Origin of the sequence: Ruegeria sp. HKCCA5929 (assembly GCF_013034525.1) — a bacterium.
GTDB lineage: Bacteria > Pseudomonadota > Alphaproteobacteria > Rhodobacterales > Rhodobacteraceae > Ruegeria.
The window spans coordinates 50,442-66,772 of the sequence record NZ_WQGE01000011.1 but is presented as its reverse complement, the minus strand read 5'-3'; the positions used below and the strand labels follow the sequence as shown (position 1 = coordinate 66,772).

Here is a 16,331-nt window from a genome sequence, read left to right as displayed (position 1 = left end):
GGGGTGATCTCCTCTCATAGGGGGTTATTCGTAATAGGTGTAGCCGTTGATCGAGTCGCGATAGGCGCTCATCAGGGTTTTGCGGTCTTTGGCTTTCAGAGTACCGGTCGAGATTGCCTCGTCCACCATTTTGCGGAAAGCGGCGACGCAATCGGTCGGGTCGAATTCGACATAAGACAGGACCTGGCTGATGGTGTCGCCCTCTTGTTCGTGCAGCAGGTCAAAGCCGCCATCGGCGCGCAGGTCGATGGTGACGACGTTGGTGTCGCCGAACAAGTTGTGCAGATCGCCCAGTGTTTCCTGGTAGGCGCCGACGAAGAAAACTCCCATGAAATATTCGTCGTCTTCAGGCAGCGAATGCACCGGCAGGCTGGGTGAGACGCCGTCGGCCAGGATGAAGCGGTCGATCTTGCCGTCGCTGTCACAAGTAATGTCGGACAGGACTGCGCGGCGGTCGGGTGTCTGGTTCAGGCCCTGAAGCGGTACGATGGGATGGAGTTGGTCGATGGCCCAGACGTCTGGAAGGGATTGGAACAGCGAGAAGTTGCAGTGGTAGATATCGGCGACTTTCTCAAGCTGCTCGTCCACATCCGTGTCCAGTTCGTCAGAAGCGGCCAGCGCCTTGAGGCGGGCCATCAGCGACAGGTAGATACGTTCGGCACGCGCCATCTGCCGCAGGTCGACATAGCCGCGGCGAAACAGGGCGCGCAATTCGTTGCGGTAGAAGGTGGCGTCGTTCCAACACTCCTGCAGGCGATCGCTGGACAAATAGCCATGCACGGCGGCGAGGTCTGAGACCAGATGGTGATCGTCCGCTTCGACCTCGGGGCCGTTGGGCGCGTCGTAGAGGGTGCTTTCGAGCACGTTGAACACAAGCATCGAGGACGTCGCAACAACCGCACGCCCGCTTTCGGTGACCAGCGTGGGGTGGGCAATCTCGGCCTCATCCATCGCGTAGGCCACGGTTTCGACGACGTTTGCGCAGTATTCTTCGACCGTGTAGTTGATCGAGTTTTCGGCGGCCTTTTTCTCACCGGTGTAGTCCACGCCCATACCTCCGCCCAGGTCGAGATGGGTCAGGGGCACGCCCTCACGGGTCAACTCGGTGTAGTATCGGCAGGCTTCGCCCACAGCACGGCGGACATCGTTGACGTCCTGCACCTGGCTGCCCAGATGCGAGTGTTGCAGCTTCAAACAGTGCAACAACCCGGCTTCTTTTAGCTTGTCCACCGTAGCGACCAGTTGATCCGTATTCATGCCAAAGGCAGACCGGTCACCCGAGCTTTCTTCCCATTTGCCGCTGATCTGGTTGGTCAGTTTGACCCGGACACCGATCAGGGGTTCGATGCCCAGTTCGTTGTAGACCTTGATCACCGTGTCTGCCTCTTTCGGGCTTTCCAAAACGATGACTGTGTTGAAACCAATCTTACGAGACAGGATCGCCAGCTGGATGAACTCGGTATCCTTGACACCGTTGCAGACTATCAGCGCCTCAGACGCCAGTCGATGAGCAAGGGCTACCACCAGTTCAGGCTTGGATCCGGCCTCGAGGCCATAGTTGTATTTCTTACCGAACTCGACGATCCGGTCGACCACCTGCGCTTGCTGGTTTACCTTGATCGGGAAGACACCGCGATAGGACCCCTTGTACCCCACGCGTGCGATGGCATCGTGGAAACTTTCGTTCAGATGCGCGATTTCATATTCCAGATAAGAGGTCACCCGCAGAACCATCGGCGCTTTGATGCCCCGGTCATCCAGATCGCTCAGGATGCCCGGCAGGCTGATTGCTTCAGCCTCGGGCGCCATTGGATTGCGCAGACCGATCTCGCCCTGCTTCGTCACCTCAATGAGGCCTTTGCCCCATTTCTCAACCCCGTAGATGGAATGCGGTGCGTCGGGCATCTGTTTCAATCAAGTCGGTCCTTAACGTAGGGGTGCCAGTTTCGCGCCCGCCAATACGGCAGCAGTTTGATTCTTCCAAGTGTAAACTATGTGACAGTGAAAACCGAGTTTTACGCGATGCGGCGGATCGGGATCAAATGATTGTCCCACTGGCACTTCTTATAGACGCGGATCGCAGGCGAAGTACCGTTCAATACGCCAAACAGGCCGGTTCCGGTGGTAAAGACCAACCCATCCGTCCCTGCGCCCAAGCCGCACACATCCTCTAACGCAAAGGCGTTCGTCAAGGCCCCTCTGGCTGTGTCGAACTGATGCAATGTGTTGCCGCGCGGGCAAGTGATGGCAATGGTCGCACCATCTGACGCAAAGGCGATGCTGCCCGCATAGCCTTGCAGCGCGCTTTGATCCTTGTCGGGGGCCGTCAGCAGACGAGGATTTTCACCCCGACGGTGCAGGCCCAGCAGGGGCGGATGCTTGGCGCTGCTGCCTTGCCACTGCATCGCAAAACCTACAAGCCCGTCTTGCCGAACAGCCAGATGACGGATCGAGTTCTTATGCAGATCTTGAGGCAACGAAACCTGATCCAGAACAGTGCCGGACAGGCTCAGATAGGTCAGGTTAGGGGCCATTACCGGCAGGTTCAGCTTTGTACGCCCGGTTTCGGGATGTGTTTCGATCCCACCATTGGCGATCACAAGAGTTTGCCCATCGGGCATCAGGCGTATGTCGTGCGGACCGATGCCGCCTGAGGAGAATTCACCTATACGTTCATAGCTTTCCGCATCCCAGATGCTGATGCGGCCTGCCCCGGCCTCATAGTCGTTCTCGGTCGCGAAAAAAACCGTGCCGTCCGCCGAGAATGTGCCGTGGCCATAGAAATGGCGACCTTCTGGGGCGGTAAGCTGTACCATCTGCGCGCCGGTGGCGCAGTCAACGACTATGGCAAATGTTCCGGGGCGGCGGGCAAAGGCGACAGCCTGCGCCTTGAACGGGTGCGCTGCGGCTGCGTGTCCGCGAGCGGGCAAGGGCAAAGTAAACAAGGTTCCGCCTTGTTCATCCAAACCCGCCAACCGGTACGAGCCATCGGGAAAAAGCCCTGCGGCCAGAAAGTCAGGAGCACCGACGCTCGCCCATCCCTGGATCGGAGACAGGGTTGTCGCGGCCAGGCCGGCCAGAAAATGGCGACGTGAGGGCACAGATCAATCCCCGTCCAGCGAGTTGAAACCTGCGCTGATCCCCAGTGTCGGGCCAAGTTCGGTGGAGGCAATACCGCGAATGTCCCGAATGGATTGTTGCAGGGCCTCGATGCGAAACCGGGCCTGCGGGTCAGCGACACCGGCCAGCGCGGGATCGTCAATGGATTGGGCGTTCTCGATTGCGCGGGCAAAGGCGGCGTCCAGATCGGTTGCGATTTCGGGATAATCGAAGGACAAACGCGCCGCCAGGTCGCGCAGGGCATTCAGCGAAAGTTCCACGTGACGCAAGGAGCGCTCGGATCGGCGGGCTTCGGCCCGGTTGGGACGCGGCCGGTCGAATGTGCCCAAGGGGCGGCCCAGTCGTGTATCGGCAGTAAACTCAAGCCCTGCAGACAGGGCTTTGAACAGCTCCTGCAGGGCTTCGTCCTGTGTCCGATACGGGCTGTTGTCTCCGGGCTGGGTCAGGTTCGGCGCGTAGCTTTGCCAGCCTTCTGTTATGGCTTGGGCGTTGGCGTCTATGTCCGTCGTGATCGCCTGAATAAGATCGCAGCGGTATTCTGCACTGCCCTGATCGGCAAACGTGGGATCGTACAACATCCGTTCCAACGCAAAGAAGCCGCGCCCCGCGATGGACGTCTCGGAATAAGCTTCGGGGCTTTGCACTGCTTCATCCTCGGTCGCGATATGCTGTGACAACGCCTTCGCGGTGAACCCTTTCGTATCAGGCCAGAAAGCCAGCGCAAATGCGCGGTCATCGACCTCGGTTGGGCCAAATCGCAGATGGCTGGCGGAAATCCAGCTGTCAAAGGCGTCATCATATGCGGCACGCAAGGCGGGCGAGGTCGGGGTGCAATCTACCAAGGCGGCACTGACGAGTGCGCCGGTTGTCTCGGGTAACTTGTCGAAGCGGGGCAGGATATGCGTTTCGGTCACATCCATCAGGATTGGCGCGCGATCCTGCGCCTGTGCAGCGACGGGTATGATCAAAGCAGCGATGAGGGGCAGATAACGCATGGGTCAAAGGCTTTCCAGAAAACGGATCAAGGCATCGCGGTCTGACTTGGGCATCGAAACAACGGTGTCGCGCGCAGCCTGAGCCTCACCGCCATGCCACAAGATCGCCTCTAGCAGATTACGCGCCCGTCCGTCATGCAGGAATTGTGTGTGGCCCGATACACGCTGGGTCAGACCAATGCCCCACAAAGGCGGCGTGCGCCATTCGCGACCCGTTGCGCGGGCCTCGGGGCGGTTGTCTGCCAGACCGTCGCCCATGTCATGCAGCAGCAGGTCGGTATACGGCCAGATCAGCTGAAAACTGTGCTCGGGCCGGTCTTCCATGCGATGGGTGACATGCGATGGCGTATGGCAGGACGCGCAGCCCGTGGCGTGGAACACTTCCTTGCCACGCAGCACTTCGGGGCTGTCTACATCCCGGCGACCGGGCACGCCCAGATTGCGGCTGTAGAAAGCGACCAGATCCATGCCTTGCTGATCAATCTCGAACCCGCGCACGTCTCTGTCGCCATGCGGAGCTTCAACGCAGTTCACCTGCAATTCGGTACAATCGCCCTGTGGTGCGGGATAGAGCGGGTTGGATATGCCGATATCCCCCGCGAAAGCCGCTGCCGATTGCTCCATTATAGTGGGCATGCCGGCTTTGTGTCCGAACCGCCCCATCATAGGTGCCCCATATTCGACGGACCAGACGATATTTGGGCGTCCTGAGACACCATCGCCATCCATATCGTCAGGATCAGCTTTGGCCAGCAGATCTTGAACCGGGATCGCCTCTAACAGACCTAGCCCGATCATCTGAGGTGCGACCCGAGGGCTCAGCATCGCGTTGGGGTGCAGCGGCCCATAGCCCAGATCGGCAGCCTGATAGGTCGGGTGGCGCAGTGATGCGGTATCACCCTCTGACAACTCTACAGGGATTTCCTTGTACGCGATATCCAGTCGGTATTCTGCCGGATGCCCTGCCAACGCAAAGTCCTGCATCTGTCCGCCATAGTTGGGATCCGGCAGGGTTGCGATGTAGTCTTCGATCTCGGCATAGCCATCTTCTGGCGCTCCGGGGATCGAGATCCGAAGGAACATGGAAATCGCCTTGTCTTCAGGTCCGTTCGGGGTATGCCCGCGCCCATCCTTGATATGGCAGCGTTGGCAGGATCGTGCGTTGAACAGCGGCCCCAACCCGTCAGAGGCCAGCGTGGAAGAAGGCGACGAGACCCAGATTTTTTTGAACAACCCATTGCCGACTTTAAAGTCCAGCTCTTGATCGAAGCTCAGATTGCCAGAGGGCTGTGAAAACGCATCTGCGTTATTGCGCACGCGTACAGTCGCGGCTCCGGCAGCGAGCTCTTCAAACGGCTGCGGCGCGCTGAAGTCCTGCGGTGAGGCCGTGACGACGGCGATGCGGTCGCGTTCATCCGCGGTTCGGGGGGTGATGTTCAGATGCAGATCCTTCAGATCCGCAGACTGGGCAGGGGCGGCCGCAAAAGCGGCCACCATCAAGGCAAAAAGGCTACTCGCCTTCGTCCATTTTTGACGCGTTGAGGTGCGCATAATTTGCTTCGCCGATCCTTTCGTACAGGTCGAGCTGCGTTTCGAGGAAGTCGATATGACCTTCTTCATCCGCTATCAATCCTTCGAACAGCGACATTGAGACATAGTCGCCCACTTCGCGGCAGTGATCGCGCGCCTCGGCATAAAGCGCGCGCGCGTCCAGTTCGGCAGCAAGGTCACATTCCAGTGTTTCCTTGGGCGTTTGCCCAATGCGCAGCGGGTCCAGTTTCTGCAGGTTGGGGTGGCCTTCCAAAAAGATGATCCGCTCGATCAGCTTGTCCGCATGCTGCATTTCTTCGATGCTTTCCTCGCGGCTTTTCTTGGCCATATGGCCAAGGCCCCAATCCTCTTGTAGCCGGTAATGCAACCAGTACTGACTGACTGCGGTCAGCTCATGCCGCAGAGATTTGTTGAGATATTCGATGACTTTTGGATCGCCCTTCATCTGCTTTCTCCTGAGTTACTGCTGCGCGTAAGGCACGCAGTTGCATTGGGACTTCCAGATTATCGCTTGCCCGCATTGTGTCTAGGAAAAGAGGCATGCACCCGCCACAATCCGCCGACTTTCCAAGGGCATGATAGATTTTGCCGGGGGTAATAATGGTCTGTGGGTCCGCCGTGCGCATCCAGTCAATGGCGGCACGAATATCATGATCAGAGATGTTGGTGCAGTGGCAGACAATCATTGTCGTTGGCTCGGGTTTTTTCAGGCGATCAGGTCGGGATACGGGCCAGGAGGATGATCTTCCCGGCCCGCTCGGGGGTTATTGGAAAACGGCGTTGGGGTTATCCAGGCTGTCGGACCCTTCAAACGCGATCCCGTCCAGTTCAAGTGCAGTTACGATGCGTTCTATGGTTTTGGTTTGATCGACCAGACCGTTGACGCCACCCATGATCAGTGCTTCGCCACCTTCATTGCCGCGCTCCAGCATCTGGTCATAAGCAAACCCTGCTTCCGCAGTCGATTTGATCTTGCCCAAGGCTTGCATGGTTGCGGCCAGTTTCGCCTTCATCTCGGTGTCCAGCGTCGGGTCGGTTGCGATAACCAGATCCGACAGGGACGCGCCCGAAACTGGGGTGCCGTCGATGCGGGTATAACTGCCCAGATAGACGTTCTGGATGCCCAGACCGTCATAGTAATGGCTGTTGTGTGTATTGTCCGAGAAGCAGTCATGCTCTTCTTCGGGATCGTTCAGCATAAGCCCCAGACGCATCCGTTCACCGGCCTGCTCGCCATAAGACAGTGACCCCATGCCGGTCAGGATTGCACTGACGCCTGCGGCCTCGTTCTCCATCAGGGCGGCACGGGCTGCTCCGCCTTCCTTCCACTGATCTGCCATCCAGGCCAGGTCACTGACCAACAGGTTGGTCGCAGCACTCAGATATTGGGCGCGACGGTCACAATTTCCGCCAGTGCAGTCATCGCCCTGCACATAGTCGGTGGCCGGGCGGTTGCCTGCACCTGCGCCGTGGCCGTTCATGTCCTGCCCCCACAACAGGAACTCGATCGCGTGATAGCCTGTGGCCACGTTGGCTTCGATTCCATCTGCCTCGTGCAGCGTTTCGCTCAACAGTTCGGGGGTGATTTCGCCGGCGTCAATGGACGCGCCTGACAACTCGAAACTCGGGTTGGCGATGACGTTCAATACGGCAAATTCGTTCTCGTCAGTGGCACCGCCATAGGCTGCGTCGACATAATCGATCAGACCTTCGTCCAGCGGCCATGCATTCACCTTACCTTCCCACTCATCAACGATGGCGTTGCCAAAGCGGTAAACCTCGGTCTGTTGATAGGGCACGCGTGCAGCGATCCAGGCGGCGCGGGCTGCGTTCAATGTGGCCTCCGAAGGATCTGCGATCAGCGCATCAACGGCTGTTTGGAGGCGTTTGGCTGCGATCAGGCTGTCATCAAATTTTGCTTCAGCAATATTGGCGTAGTTTTCCAGTACATCTGCCTTGGCGGGCGCGTCACCGGCGAACGCGGCGGTCGCTGCGCAAAGTGTCAGAGCGCTGGCGGCTAAAAACAATTTGGTCATGGAATTGGTACTTTCTTGTCTGATTGTGCCGGGATGTCCCGCTGGCATTGCGCCTGAATAACTGAGTGAATTACTCAGTAAAGTCAACCTGAGTTTTATTGTCGGAAATAAATTCTAAGCGCAGCGCAGCTAAACTCCCCATATCTGGTGGGGTCGGAACAGGCCGTTGCAATTGCACCGCGGTTGATTCGCGCTAGAATCAGCGTTGTGATTCTGTTTGTGGCGGTTTGGTTAATGAAGTGTGCAGTCCTGGCCATGTTCCTGTTTCCTGCAGCTCTTGCAGCGCAAGCAACGCAGGTGACAACGCCGCATCAACATGGCACAGGTCAGTTGGACGTCGTCCTGACTGAGACAGGGTTTTCGTTGAAACTCAGTGTGCCCAGCGTGGATGTCGTGGGATTTGAGGCTCCGGTTTCTAACGATGACGAACGTACGCAAGTCGCTATCGCGATTTCTGAATTGTCCGAGCCCTTGGACCTGTTTGTTGTCCCGGAAGAAGCAGGATGTTTCACCGCATCCGCCAATGTCATCCTCACACACGACATTGCGGATCAGGTCGATGTGGCCTCTGGAAAATCCGCCAGTGAGGGTCACGCGGAGTTTCAGGCGGACTATGCTGTCCAATGTCAGGACATGAGCTTGCTGGACAGAATTGATTTTGCCTATTTCGAAAAATTCAGTGGGACGGAAAAACTGTCAGTCCGTGTCGAAGCGGGCAGGGTTACGCAAACTCATCAAGCGACCCGCGTAAACCGCAGCATAACCTTGCCGTAAATTGGATGATAGCAGCACTTGGTGCTTGTTATGGCGGTGGTTGGCTTCTGCGTGGTGACGGCTGAGATTTGTCTTGAACACTAAAGCCACAGATTAACCCAAGGCAAAATTGGGTCCCGAAATTGACGGGCTGCTGTGTTCCATTGTCTAAGTCCAAAATCCTACAACACGCTCCACTAGCCAATAAGATGCGATTGCACCAATCGCGTAGCTGACAATCGTATCAGCCAAGCCCTTCTGTTCGGTTTGGATGCGGCCTGCCGCAGGAATAAGCCGTATGAACACAACGCCAAGCGTCAAAACAACACCAACAAACAGCAATTGGCCAATCTCGACACCGATATTGAAGCCAAGGAGTGCCACAAAAATATCGCCTTGAGGCAGACCAATCTCGCTAAGAGCACCTGCAAAGCCCAGACCGTGCAACAGCCCGAACGAGAATGACACGATCCAGGGCCATCGTTCAGACAGGCGCAGTGTGTCGTGGTTTCGCTTGGCGATTTCGACCGCCAGAAACACGATCGACAATGCAATGACGGCTTCAACTGGCGGAGCAGGCACGTGAAGCAACCCAAGCGACGCCAAGGCCAGTGTGATGCTATGGGCAACTGTAAATGCGGTGATTGCTCCGATCAGACGCCAGACGTCCCGGATCAGAAAAAGCAGGGCGAAAACGAATAACAGGTGATCGAACCCTTCAAGGATATGTTCTGTCCCCAATTCCACATAGGTCACCAGCACCGACAGGCGGGTGGTTTCGGCAGGGATGAGGAATGTGGTTTCTGTCGGCGTCAGGCGTGCGCTGGTCGCGAGCGACTCCAACAGGTGCACCCGTACCAAAACATCCGTTTGCGTGTGTTCAAGGCCGGGAATTGCAAGGTTCGCCCCAGCGATCCCGCCGCCGCAAGTGGTCTCCCAACTCGACACCCAGGCCGCGCCATCGAAATACGGGGCAAGGGGATGGGCAACTTCGCACTGCTCGGGCAAGCTGACGCCAATCGCCATCGGTTGCCCCTGCACATCCGGTTTTCGCCAGAATATGCGATAGCTTTCTGGGCCGGTTTCGGTGATCTCAAGATAGCCCGGTTCAAGAGCGTGGGCATGTACAGCTGTCGCCTGAAAGATGGTCAGCACGCCAAGACCCAGAATGAACGCAATGTGGCGCAGCATCAGTTGACCGCCCGCAGGTCATTATTGACAGTGATCTGGTACTTGTCCTGCAATCCCTGCACGAACGCGTCTCTGACCTCTGACTGGTTAATTTCCCGCCACTTGGCCAGCACTTTGTCTTCAACATCTGCCAGATCAGGAAGTTCGACTGGCGTTCTGTCAGTCACCCGCACCAGGTGCAGCCCATAGCCGGATTGTACCGGACCTGCCCAAAGGCCAACCGGAAGCGGTTCCAGCGCTGTCGCAAATCCAGTTCCGAACACGCCGTCTATACGAACAGTCGGAGCGAGCGGTACTTCTGAGGGCAGGAGGGTCAGATTCCTCAACCCCTCAGGCTTGCGTCCATCATTCAGCGCGATCAAAGTGGTTTCGGCCTGCGCAGCAAATGCGGGATCAAGAACCACCTGTTCAAACGCAATCTGAGACGGAGTGCGAAACTCCTCCGAATGGGCGCGATATACCTCCTGCAGATCCTCTTGTGTTGGCGATGCCGCACCTGCGGCCGAAGTTGCAATAAACTCCATCTTCTGACGCAGGCGATTGCGGACGATCGGGTCTTGTTCGTCCATACGCAAGGCGCGCGCCTCGCGCACCAGGACTTCTTCAAGGACCAGATTGGTAATCAGCGCATCCAACTCTTCGCCGTCGGGCTTGCGCCTCCAAATGGCTTCAAACTGCCGTTCCAAAACTTCGATATCGGTTTGGGTGATATCAATCGCTTCGGAGTCAGGTTCGTTGCTTCCGACCAGTGCGAACAGCACGAAGATTCCCGCACCCATCAGAAGGAAATGAAGAAATGGTTCTCGAAGAACGCGGTATGCCATTGAGTTGTACCTCTTGGCCAATATCGTTGGTGAACTCTGAGTATCTTTCCGTCATCTAAACATAAAAATAAATCGATATGTGCGGTGAATTGGGTTTCGGACTTCGCGCACACAGAGAAAGTAGTGCGATTTCTCTGGCGACTCTCTCGCTTAGAGGGCGCATAAGGCCAATGTGTAAGTCGGTTTCGTGGTCAGGTTGCATACCCTAAATGACGCGATATCGGAATAAATTGCCCCCACATTTTCTCCAAAATGGCGCTTGAAACGCAAACCGGCTGGAAAGATGGTAGGAAGATCTCAAATACATCTCTGATTTTTTTTCAAAATCAGCTTATTGTTTTGAGGAATTTTGGTAGCGGAGGAGCCTATCCAATTTCTCGTGTGTTGGACCTGAAGCATACGTAACAGCGTTTTGTTACTGGGTTTTTCTGATCCATGGTTGCCGGAGCCCCAAGGAAACTTGGGTGCTACATCACCTCCAATTGTGGGGGTGAACGTGGGGCCGGTGATGATGGAGTATGCACATGAGTAAATTGACAGACCCGAAGGTCAAAGCAGCCAAACCGGGCGCGAAGAAGATCAAGATGGCTGATGGGAACGGCCTGACACTGATCGTCCATCCGAAAGGAAGCAAGACGTGGGTTCTGCGCTATCGCGCACACGGTAAGGCCAAGGAAATGACGCTGGGCACGTACCCTGCGACAACCTTGAAAGACGCACGTGAACGCGCTCTGGAGCAGAGAAGTATCCTACAAGACGGCAAGGACCCGGTCCGCGAGGAGGCCCGCGAAAAGGTACGTGAGCAGTTGGTGGCTAATGATCTATTCGAGACCATTGCAAAGGCTTTCATCATCAAGCGTACCAAATGGAGCGACGGCCATCGCGACCGGTTCGTTCACAGGATGGAAAAGGACGGTCAACAGTTCGCGCGGCAGGTAGTTGAGGGCGTCCTCGTGCGCCATTGAGACTTGCTCACAACTCGTAAGCCTCCTTCAATATCGATGCCCCAAAATTGCACAAAGATCAAAAAGAACGAAGCAGAAATGGAGCGCTCACCATCCACCCGATTGAAAGCACAAATTTATGCTTCAGGAGTCATAGACACTTTTAAAGCTGCAGGGCACCATGCGCTCACAATGTGAACAGGGGTTTTTAAAGCGAACAGGGGTTTTTTATGAGGGGAGCAGATTTTGCATCTCTTGTGCATCGGATCTTAACAACGGACACAAAGTATAGCTCCAAGAATATTGCAGCCCAAATGGGCATGAAATACGATGCTTTCTACTCTCGCTTGCGCAATCGAACGTTGTTTTCGGCCGATGAAATTCAAGACCTAATCCGGGTAATGCCGGACGTGCGTCTTGTAGCATACCTTCTTGAAGAAACTCGCTTTGTAGCAGCAGACCGCGTTTCAACGGAAGGCGATGTTGAAGAAGAACATCTTTACCGCGCCACCAATCGGATCGTATTGGAAGCCTCGGAAGTGATGCGTGCCATGCATCAAGCACTTGCAGACCACACAGTTGACCATCAAGAGGCCATAAAAATTCGCTTAGAGATAGAGGAGGCAGAGCGCGCACTTGTTGCCCTTCGCGTACATATTTCTGAAGCGACAAAAAGAGATTAGCATGTAAAAATATGCGCTGTTGGATTGATGGCGAAACCCTTTGAATTACTACATTTCTAAGCCTCCGAAAAAAGGAGACTTGTATGGGTAGTCGTTTCGATCAGGCGGAAGCGAGCAACATTCTTCTAGGGCTAAACCAAAAAGAGCCAACTCAAACCGGATTTAGGATCAGAATAGAAGAAACACTCGAGCGAGAGATTAGAACCGGTTCAGAAGGGCATCTGATGACATTTGCGCCTACAGGTTCAGGCAAGACTTGGACTTTGGCGATACCCACCTTGATGGACTACACCGGCTCAGTTGTGGCGTTCGACCCAAAGGGCGAGCTGGCCCTTGCGACTGCGGGAACTAGGCAGGCTATGGGACAGGAAGTCATAATACTGGACCCGTTCGAGATTACAGGGTTCGTAAGCGCCAGCCTAAACCCAATCCACTTGATGCTGGACGCTGAACCTACGTTAGAGAACGCGCAGTGCCTAGCAGCGTCGATAGTCAATGAGACAAGCGGCATGGACCCTTTTTGGGACGTAAGCGCACGGAATTTGGTTTCGCAGTTGCTGCTATTTATTGCTCATGACTCCCCTAAAGCGCTTCGCGATTTGCATGAGCTAAGCTACCTATTGAACCAGAGCCTAAAAGACATGCACCTTACGCTTAGAGACATGGCGCGATCAAAAGCAGGAACGGTTTCAAGTGCCGCGTATTCGCTGCCAGTTGAGGCTGACCGCACGGTAGCGTGCATTCTGGCCACTGCGCGTCGGTTTACCGAAATCTACCGAAGTGACGTGATTAGGGGAGTCACTAGCAAAACTAGTTTTCCAATTGAAATACTAGAAAGCGAGACTCCGACTACCATCTACCTAGTTTTGCCCCCGGCCTACTTGAGAACCCACTCAGGCCTTATTCGGGTATGGATGGAAACACTGATTGCAAGACGCATTCGCAAGGATCCTGATCCAGAACGGCAAACTCTTTTTCTGATCGACGAAGCCGCTCAACTGGGGCAAATGGAATTCTTGATAACATCTGTCACCCTCTTACGCAGCTACGGTGTGCGTTGCTGGACTTTCTGGCAAGACCCGCAACAGTTACAGGCCTGTTATCCGGTGGATTGGCAAACACTGTTCAACAACAGCCAATATCACACTGTATTTGGGAGACAGAGCTTTATTGCCTCGAAAGGGTTGGAAACACTGTATGGGCGAATGGGTGCTGACTTAATAAACAACGGATTCTTTGTAGAGCTTGGCGAAGCTCCTAGGGCTTTTAGACGGCCATCGGTAAAGGAAGTACTGGCACGAGTTTCGGCGAGCGCCCAATACGTGCCAGCCGAGCAACTGAAGAAGAAGTCGAGTGGAGCACGGTGACGGCGCCAAGACGGCGCATGTGATTTGTCGGACTATGACATTCCAATTTAAATGATAGAGAAAATTTTTAGCGCTCAATTCTGTGTATCTGCCAAACCGAGATATTTTGCCCCAAACTCGTGTTGGTTCGCTCTCGCGGCTATTGTCTTCAACTACGCCTCGGCGATTTCATTACTCATTCGCCTTCAAGATCGGCCAGCCAAAAATTTGCTGACAAAGCAGCCGCAAACTAGTCGGCGTGGCTTATCTCTTGGGTTTACCTCGAAAGGAAAACTGACGCACATAGTGTACTTTGAACAGTAGCAAGTACTCGATGTATGCCGCATTTTGCAGGGCTAAATCCAGCCAGTAGTTCAGCTCCCTTTTGGCGAAACTTCACACCCCTAAAGAGAGTGCGCGCAGCAACGAAGCCCTGAGTCATCACTTTTGATCTGCGCATCCAAAGTCTTGACTTTGAAAGGAAATCTAAAAATACTGCGCTCATATTGTTATCACGAAAGTGGAAGCTGTTACTTCGGAGAACTGTTTCGGAATTGAGGTATCAAGAACTTTCTTCAAGTCATCTTACAAGGTTTGAACATGCGTTTCTTTTGGTTGGTTTTAGCTAAAATTTTTGAGTTTACGTTATTCGCTACAATAATAGTTCTTTTGACTTATTGCGTATTTATTGCGTTTGAAGCTCAGTCACGGGAGATGCTAGGGGATAATTTGGTTGACGAGATCAACGAGGGGTTTAGCGCAGTATTTTCATTTTTTGATGGTTCAATTCAATCACTCACTAACAAGTATGGTAGTGCACCAATTTGGTCATTCATCAGTGCGTCTGCTGCCGCCCTTTTGTTGTTCGCAAGCAATGCGCTTAACCGCAAACACTCAAGCAATTTAGCGAAACTTGCAGATGCTAGAGCGGACAAAAACCTCCACTTGCAGAAGGAAATTTTCGAGAAATCTAGGGAAAACATGCTCCATGATGCTGCAGAAGAAATCAAGCGTGGGTATCAAACAAACATTGATCGCTTGGAGGCCGAACTAGAATACAAGCTTAAAGAAGAAAGCCGTTTGCGATCTGAGAAGGACCGAGCTGACAGAGAGTTTTTGCTAGATGTATTGGAGCAATTTCTGGTCGAGTTCTCCGTATTCGCTTCAATTGATCGAAAAGCTCCCTTCATAAGACAAGGAACGCTTGTCAAGGAAAACCGAGATTACATGAATGCACAAAAGTTGCTAGCTGGACCGGTTTTGCGAGATGCGCCGCGCTCCAACATGTCGATCTTGTACGCCTTTTATTTGATGCAGGTAATCGCAGCGACCTCTTTAGTCTCAAAGTCACGATGGGAGCGGTCAATTGGAGAGGATCATTCTGTTTTTATCAGAAAAGTTAGTGGGCAAATTTCGCGGATGGTGAAATGGAAAGAAATGCCGGGGCTAAGTCTAATTAACAACGAGCAATTCAATGTCGTTGAATCAAGAATGGTTTTAAGAGACACAGAGACAAATTCGTTACGCCTAATGAATTGGGTCGAGTTTTCGGATGCATATGAAATTGGGGGAGCTATCGCGCGGATAGCCGACGAAATTAGCCATGCGTACAGAGACACGTTTTCTCATCCGGAAGAGTGGCCAAAAAATGAAGATGGTACGAAGGATCGGTTTTTCAGGTTTTCCTCACGATACTCTCTAAGCGGTGGTCAGCTAGAGGAAAGGCAAGAAGCCGAGTTACCGGTGGCAGAAGACGAGCTTCCGCAAGATGCTGAACCGGAAGAAATCTCCGAAATAGAGGATAACGATGAGCAGGGCGAAGATGAATTGTCTACGTTCGAAACATCTGTCGACCTTCCTTCTGGATTGTTTTGGGCGCACGAGAGACAACACCTAAGAGGTGACCGGCTAACTTGCCTTTGCTATCTGTTGCAACGGATAATTTCTTATGAGCGAGAGTTGTTTGGAAGCGATAGTGTTGGAAAAGGCGCAGTAGGACTTCGCAACACTGAGGGGATGCTCAAGTTCGTGATGCAACGTCGCCTCTTTAACCACAAATCTGGAAAGTTGCGAAAACCGGATTCGGAGAAGAAATGGTTTTTTCTTGAATTCGGAGACAACGCTGAGTTTCTCGCCGCTGGGTATGACATCGCTTTGAAGAAGTCTTCTCGTAAAAAGACACCTCGGAGTAACTGAAGTTTGGTCAACACTATGTAGATCGACATGCGTAACACTCATTTTCCGAATAAGTGCTGTCAGCTATCTCAATTGTTGGCCTTGTGGACCAATCATATCGGGTGAACCATTGGTGCATGACTTCTTGAGACCTTTAGGAAGCCAAAGTGAAACAATTCGTCATCCACCTATTGCATATTCGACAACAAGTTAATTGAGCCTGAATTGCGAGTTTCTGACACTAGTTCGTATTCAGCCCTTGTGAGTGACTACGAAGACTAGTTTGTGATGGCCTCCAGCAGAGACAGTGATCAACGATGATCCAGTCAGGCTCGTTCTTCACCTCGGCCAGCGCCTTCTCGTGATCCGTGGGCATCCCCTCATGTACAACCCCCAAGATCGTTACAGCAGGGATCAAGTCGTCATTTCCATCATCAAAGGCCACACGCACAAAGCCGCCACCATAGGGCTCCAGCACCTCACCGGTGGCCAGTATGCAGTCATGGGTTACAGTCACCACATCGGTGTCTTCATGCCGCCCTGTGAGCGCACCTGCCTCGACGTCCACGTAAAGCACGTGCTTGCCGACTTCGGCGCCCCTCTGCCAGTCGAGCGCTTTGCCAAGGTTGCCGCGCACATCGTTGACGAAATCCTCCAAGAAGATCGCTGCGGGTTGCGCCTTGCCCGGTTTGATTAGAAATCCGAAATGCACC

At 54.0% G+C, this 16,331-nt stretch carries 15 protein-coding genes; 5 read left to right on the top strand and 10 right to left on the bottom strand.

What is annotated here, in order from left to right; all coding sequences use genetic code 11:
- Positions 1–24: 24 nt before the first annotated feature.
- From speA to GOV90_RS19875, 7 genes are all read right to left on the bottom strand, one after another.
- Entirely contained in the window at positions 25–1,914 is a 1,890-nt protein-coding gene (speA, locus tag GOV90_RS19905) for a biosynthetic arginine decarboxylase (protein ID WP_171091401.1), read from the bottom strand.
- A gap of 101 nt (positions 1,915–2,015) precedes the next feature.
- Positions 2,016–3,101 carry a DUF1513 domain-containing protein gene (locus GOV90_RS19900; protein ID WP_171091399.1) on the bottom strand — a complete coding sequence of 362 codons (1,086 nt, stop codon included), beginning with the start codon at positions 3,099–3,101 and terminating at the stop codon, positions 2,016–2,018.
- A 3-nt stretch (positions 3,102–3,104) separates the two neighbouring features.
- A complete protein-coding gene (locus GOV90_RS19895) occupies positions 3,105–4,115 on the bottom strand; it encodes an imelysin family protein (RefSeq protein WP_171091398.1) in 1,011 nt (336 codons plus the stop codon).
- 3 nt (positions 4,116–4,118) lie between these two features.
- Complete coding sequence (locus GOV90_RS19890) at positions 4,119–5,612, bottom strand: di-heme oxidoredictase family protein (RefSeq protein ID WP_171091396.1); 1,494 nt, start codon at positions 5,610–5,612, stop codon at positions 4,119–4,121.
- 13 nt (positions 5,613–5,625) lie between these two features.
- On the bottom strand, positions 5,626–6,111 hold the full coding sequence (gene bfr, locus GOV90_RS19885; protein ID WP_171091394.1) for a bacterioferritin: 486 nt from the start codon (positions 6,109–6,111) through the stop codon (positions 5,626–5,628).
- Positions 6,059–6,352, bottom strand: a complete 294-nt coding sequence (locus GOV90_RS19880; protein ID WP_171091392.1) for a bacterioferritin-associated ferredoxin — start codon at positions 6,350–6,352, stop codon at positions 6,059–6,061. Before GOV90_RS19880 ends, bfr begins: the two co-directional genes overlap by 53 nt.
- 78 nt (positions 6,353–6,430) lie before the next feature.
- Positions 6,431–7,702, bottom strand: coding sequence for an imelysin family protein (locus tag GOV90_RS19875; protein WP_171091389.1), 1,272 nt, complete (start codon positions 7,700–7,702; stop codon positions 6,431–6,433).
- 234 nt (positions 7,703–7,936) lie between these two features.
- Here GOV90_RS19875 and GOV90_RS19870 point away from each other — a divergent pair, with 234 nt between their 5' ends.
- A complete protein-coding gene (locus GOV90_RS19870; RefSeq protein ID WP_171091387.1) occupies positions 7,937–8,476 on the top strand; it encodes a DUF2796 domain-containing protein in 540 nt (179 codons plus the stop codon).
- Between the two features lie 147 nt (positions 8,477–8,623).
- Here the strand turns inward: GOV90_RS19870 and GOV90_RS19865 are convergent, their stop codons facing one another.
- Together GOV90_RS19865 and GOV90_RS19860 are read right to left on the bottom strand one after the other, a co-directional pair.
- Entirely contained in the window at positions 8,624–9,646 is a 1,023-nt protein-coding gene (locus GOV90_RS19865; RefSeq protein ID WP_171172886.1) for a HupE/UreJ family protein, read from the bottom strand.
- Positions 9,646–10,470 carry a peptidyl-prolyl cis-trans isomerase gene (locus GOV90_RS19860; RefSeq protein WP_171091384.1) on the bottom strand — a complete coding sequence of 275 codons (825 nt, stop codon included), beginning with the start codon at positions 10,468–10,470 and terminating at the stop codon, positions 9,646–9,648. Before GOV90_RS19860 ends, GOV90_RS19865 begins: the two co-directional genes overlap by 1 nt.
- Before the next feature lie 524 nt (positions 10,471–10,994).
- On the opposite strand from GOV90_RS19860, the gene GOV90_RS19855 reads away from it, so the two are divergent.
- The 4 genes from GOV90_RS19855 (at position 10,995) to GOV90_RS19840 (ending at position 15,639) form a co-directional block, all read left to right on the top strand.
- Positions 10,995–11,435, top strand: coding sequence for an Arm DNA-binding domain-containing protein (locus GOV90_RS19855; protein WP_171091382.1), 441 nt, complete (start codon positions 10,995–10,997; stop codon positions 11,433–11,435).
- Positions 11,436–11,644: 209 nt separating this feature from the next.
- Positions 11,645–12,097, top strand: coding sequence for a phage regulatory CII family protein (locus GOV90_RS19850; RefSeq protein WP_171091380.1), 453 nt, complete (start codon positions 11,645–11,647; stop codon positions 12,095–12,097).
- 83 nt (positions 12,098–12,180) lie between these two features.
- Complete coding sequence (locus tag GOV90_RS19845; RefSeq protein ID WP_171091378.1) at positions 12,181–13,464, top strand: type IV secretory system conjugative DNA transfer family protein; 1,284 nt, start codon at positions 12,181–12,183, stop codon at positions 13,462–13,464.
- 579 nt (positions 13,465–14,043) lie between these two features.
- On the top strand, positions 14,044–15,639 hold the full coding sequence (locus tag GOV90_RS19840) for a hypothetical protein (protein ID WP_171091376.1): 1,596 nt from the start codon (positions 14,044–14,046) through the stop codon (positions 15,637–15,639).
- 220 nt (positions 15,640–15,859) lie between these two features.
- On the opposite strand, the gene GOV90_RS19835 is transcribed toward GOV90_RS19840, so the two are convergent.
- A complete protein-coding gene (locus tag GOV90_RS19835; protein ID WP_171091374.1) occupies positions 15,860–16,330 on the bottom strand; it encodes a hypothetical protein in 471 nt (156 codons plus the stop codon).
- Position 16,331: the final 1 nt, after the last annotated feature.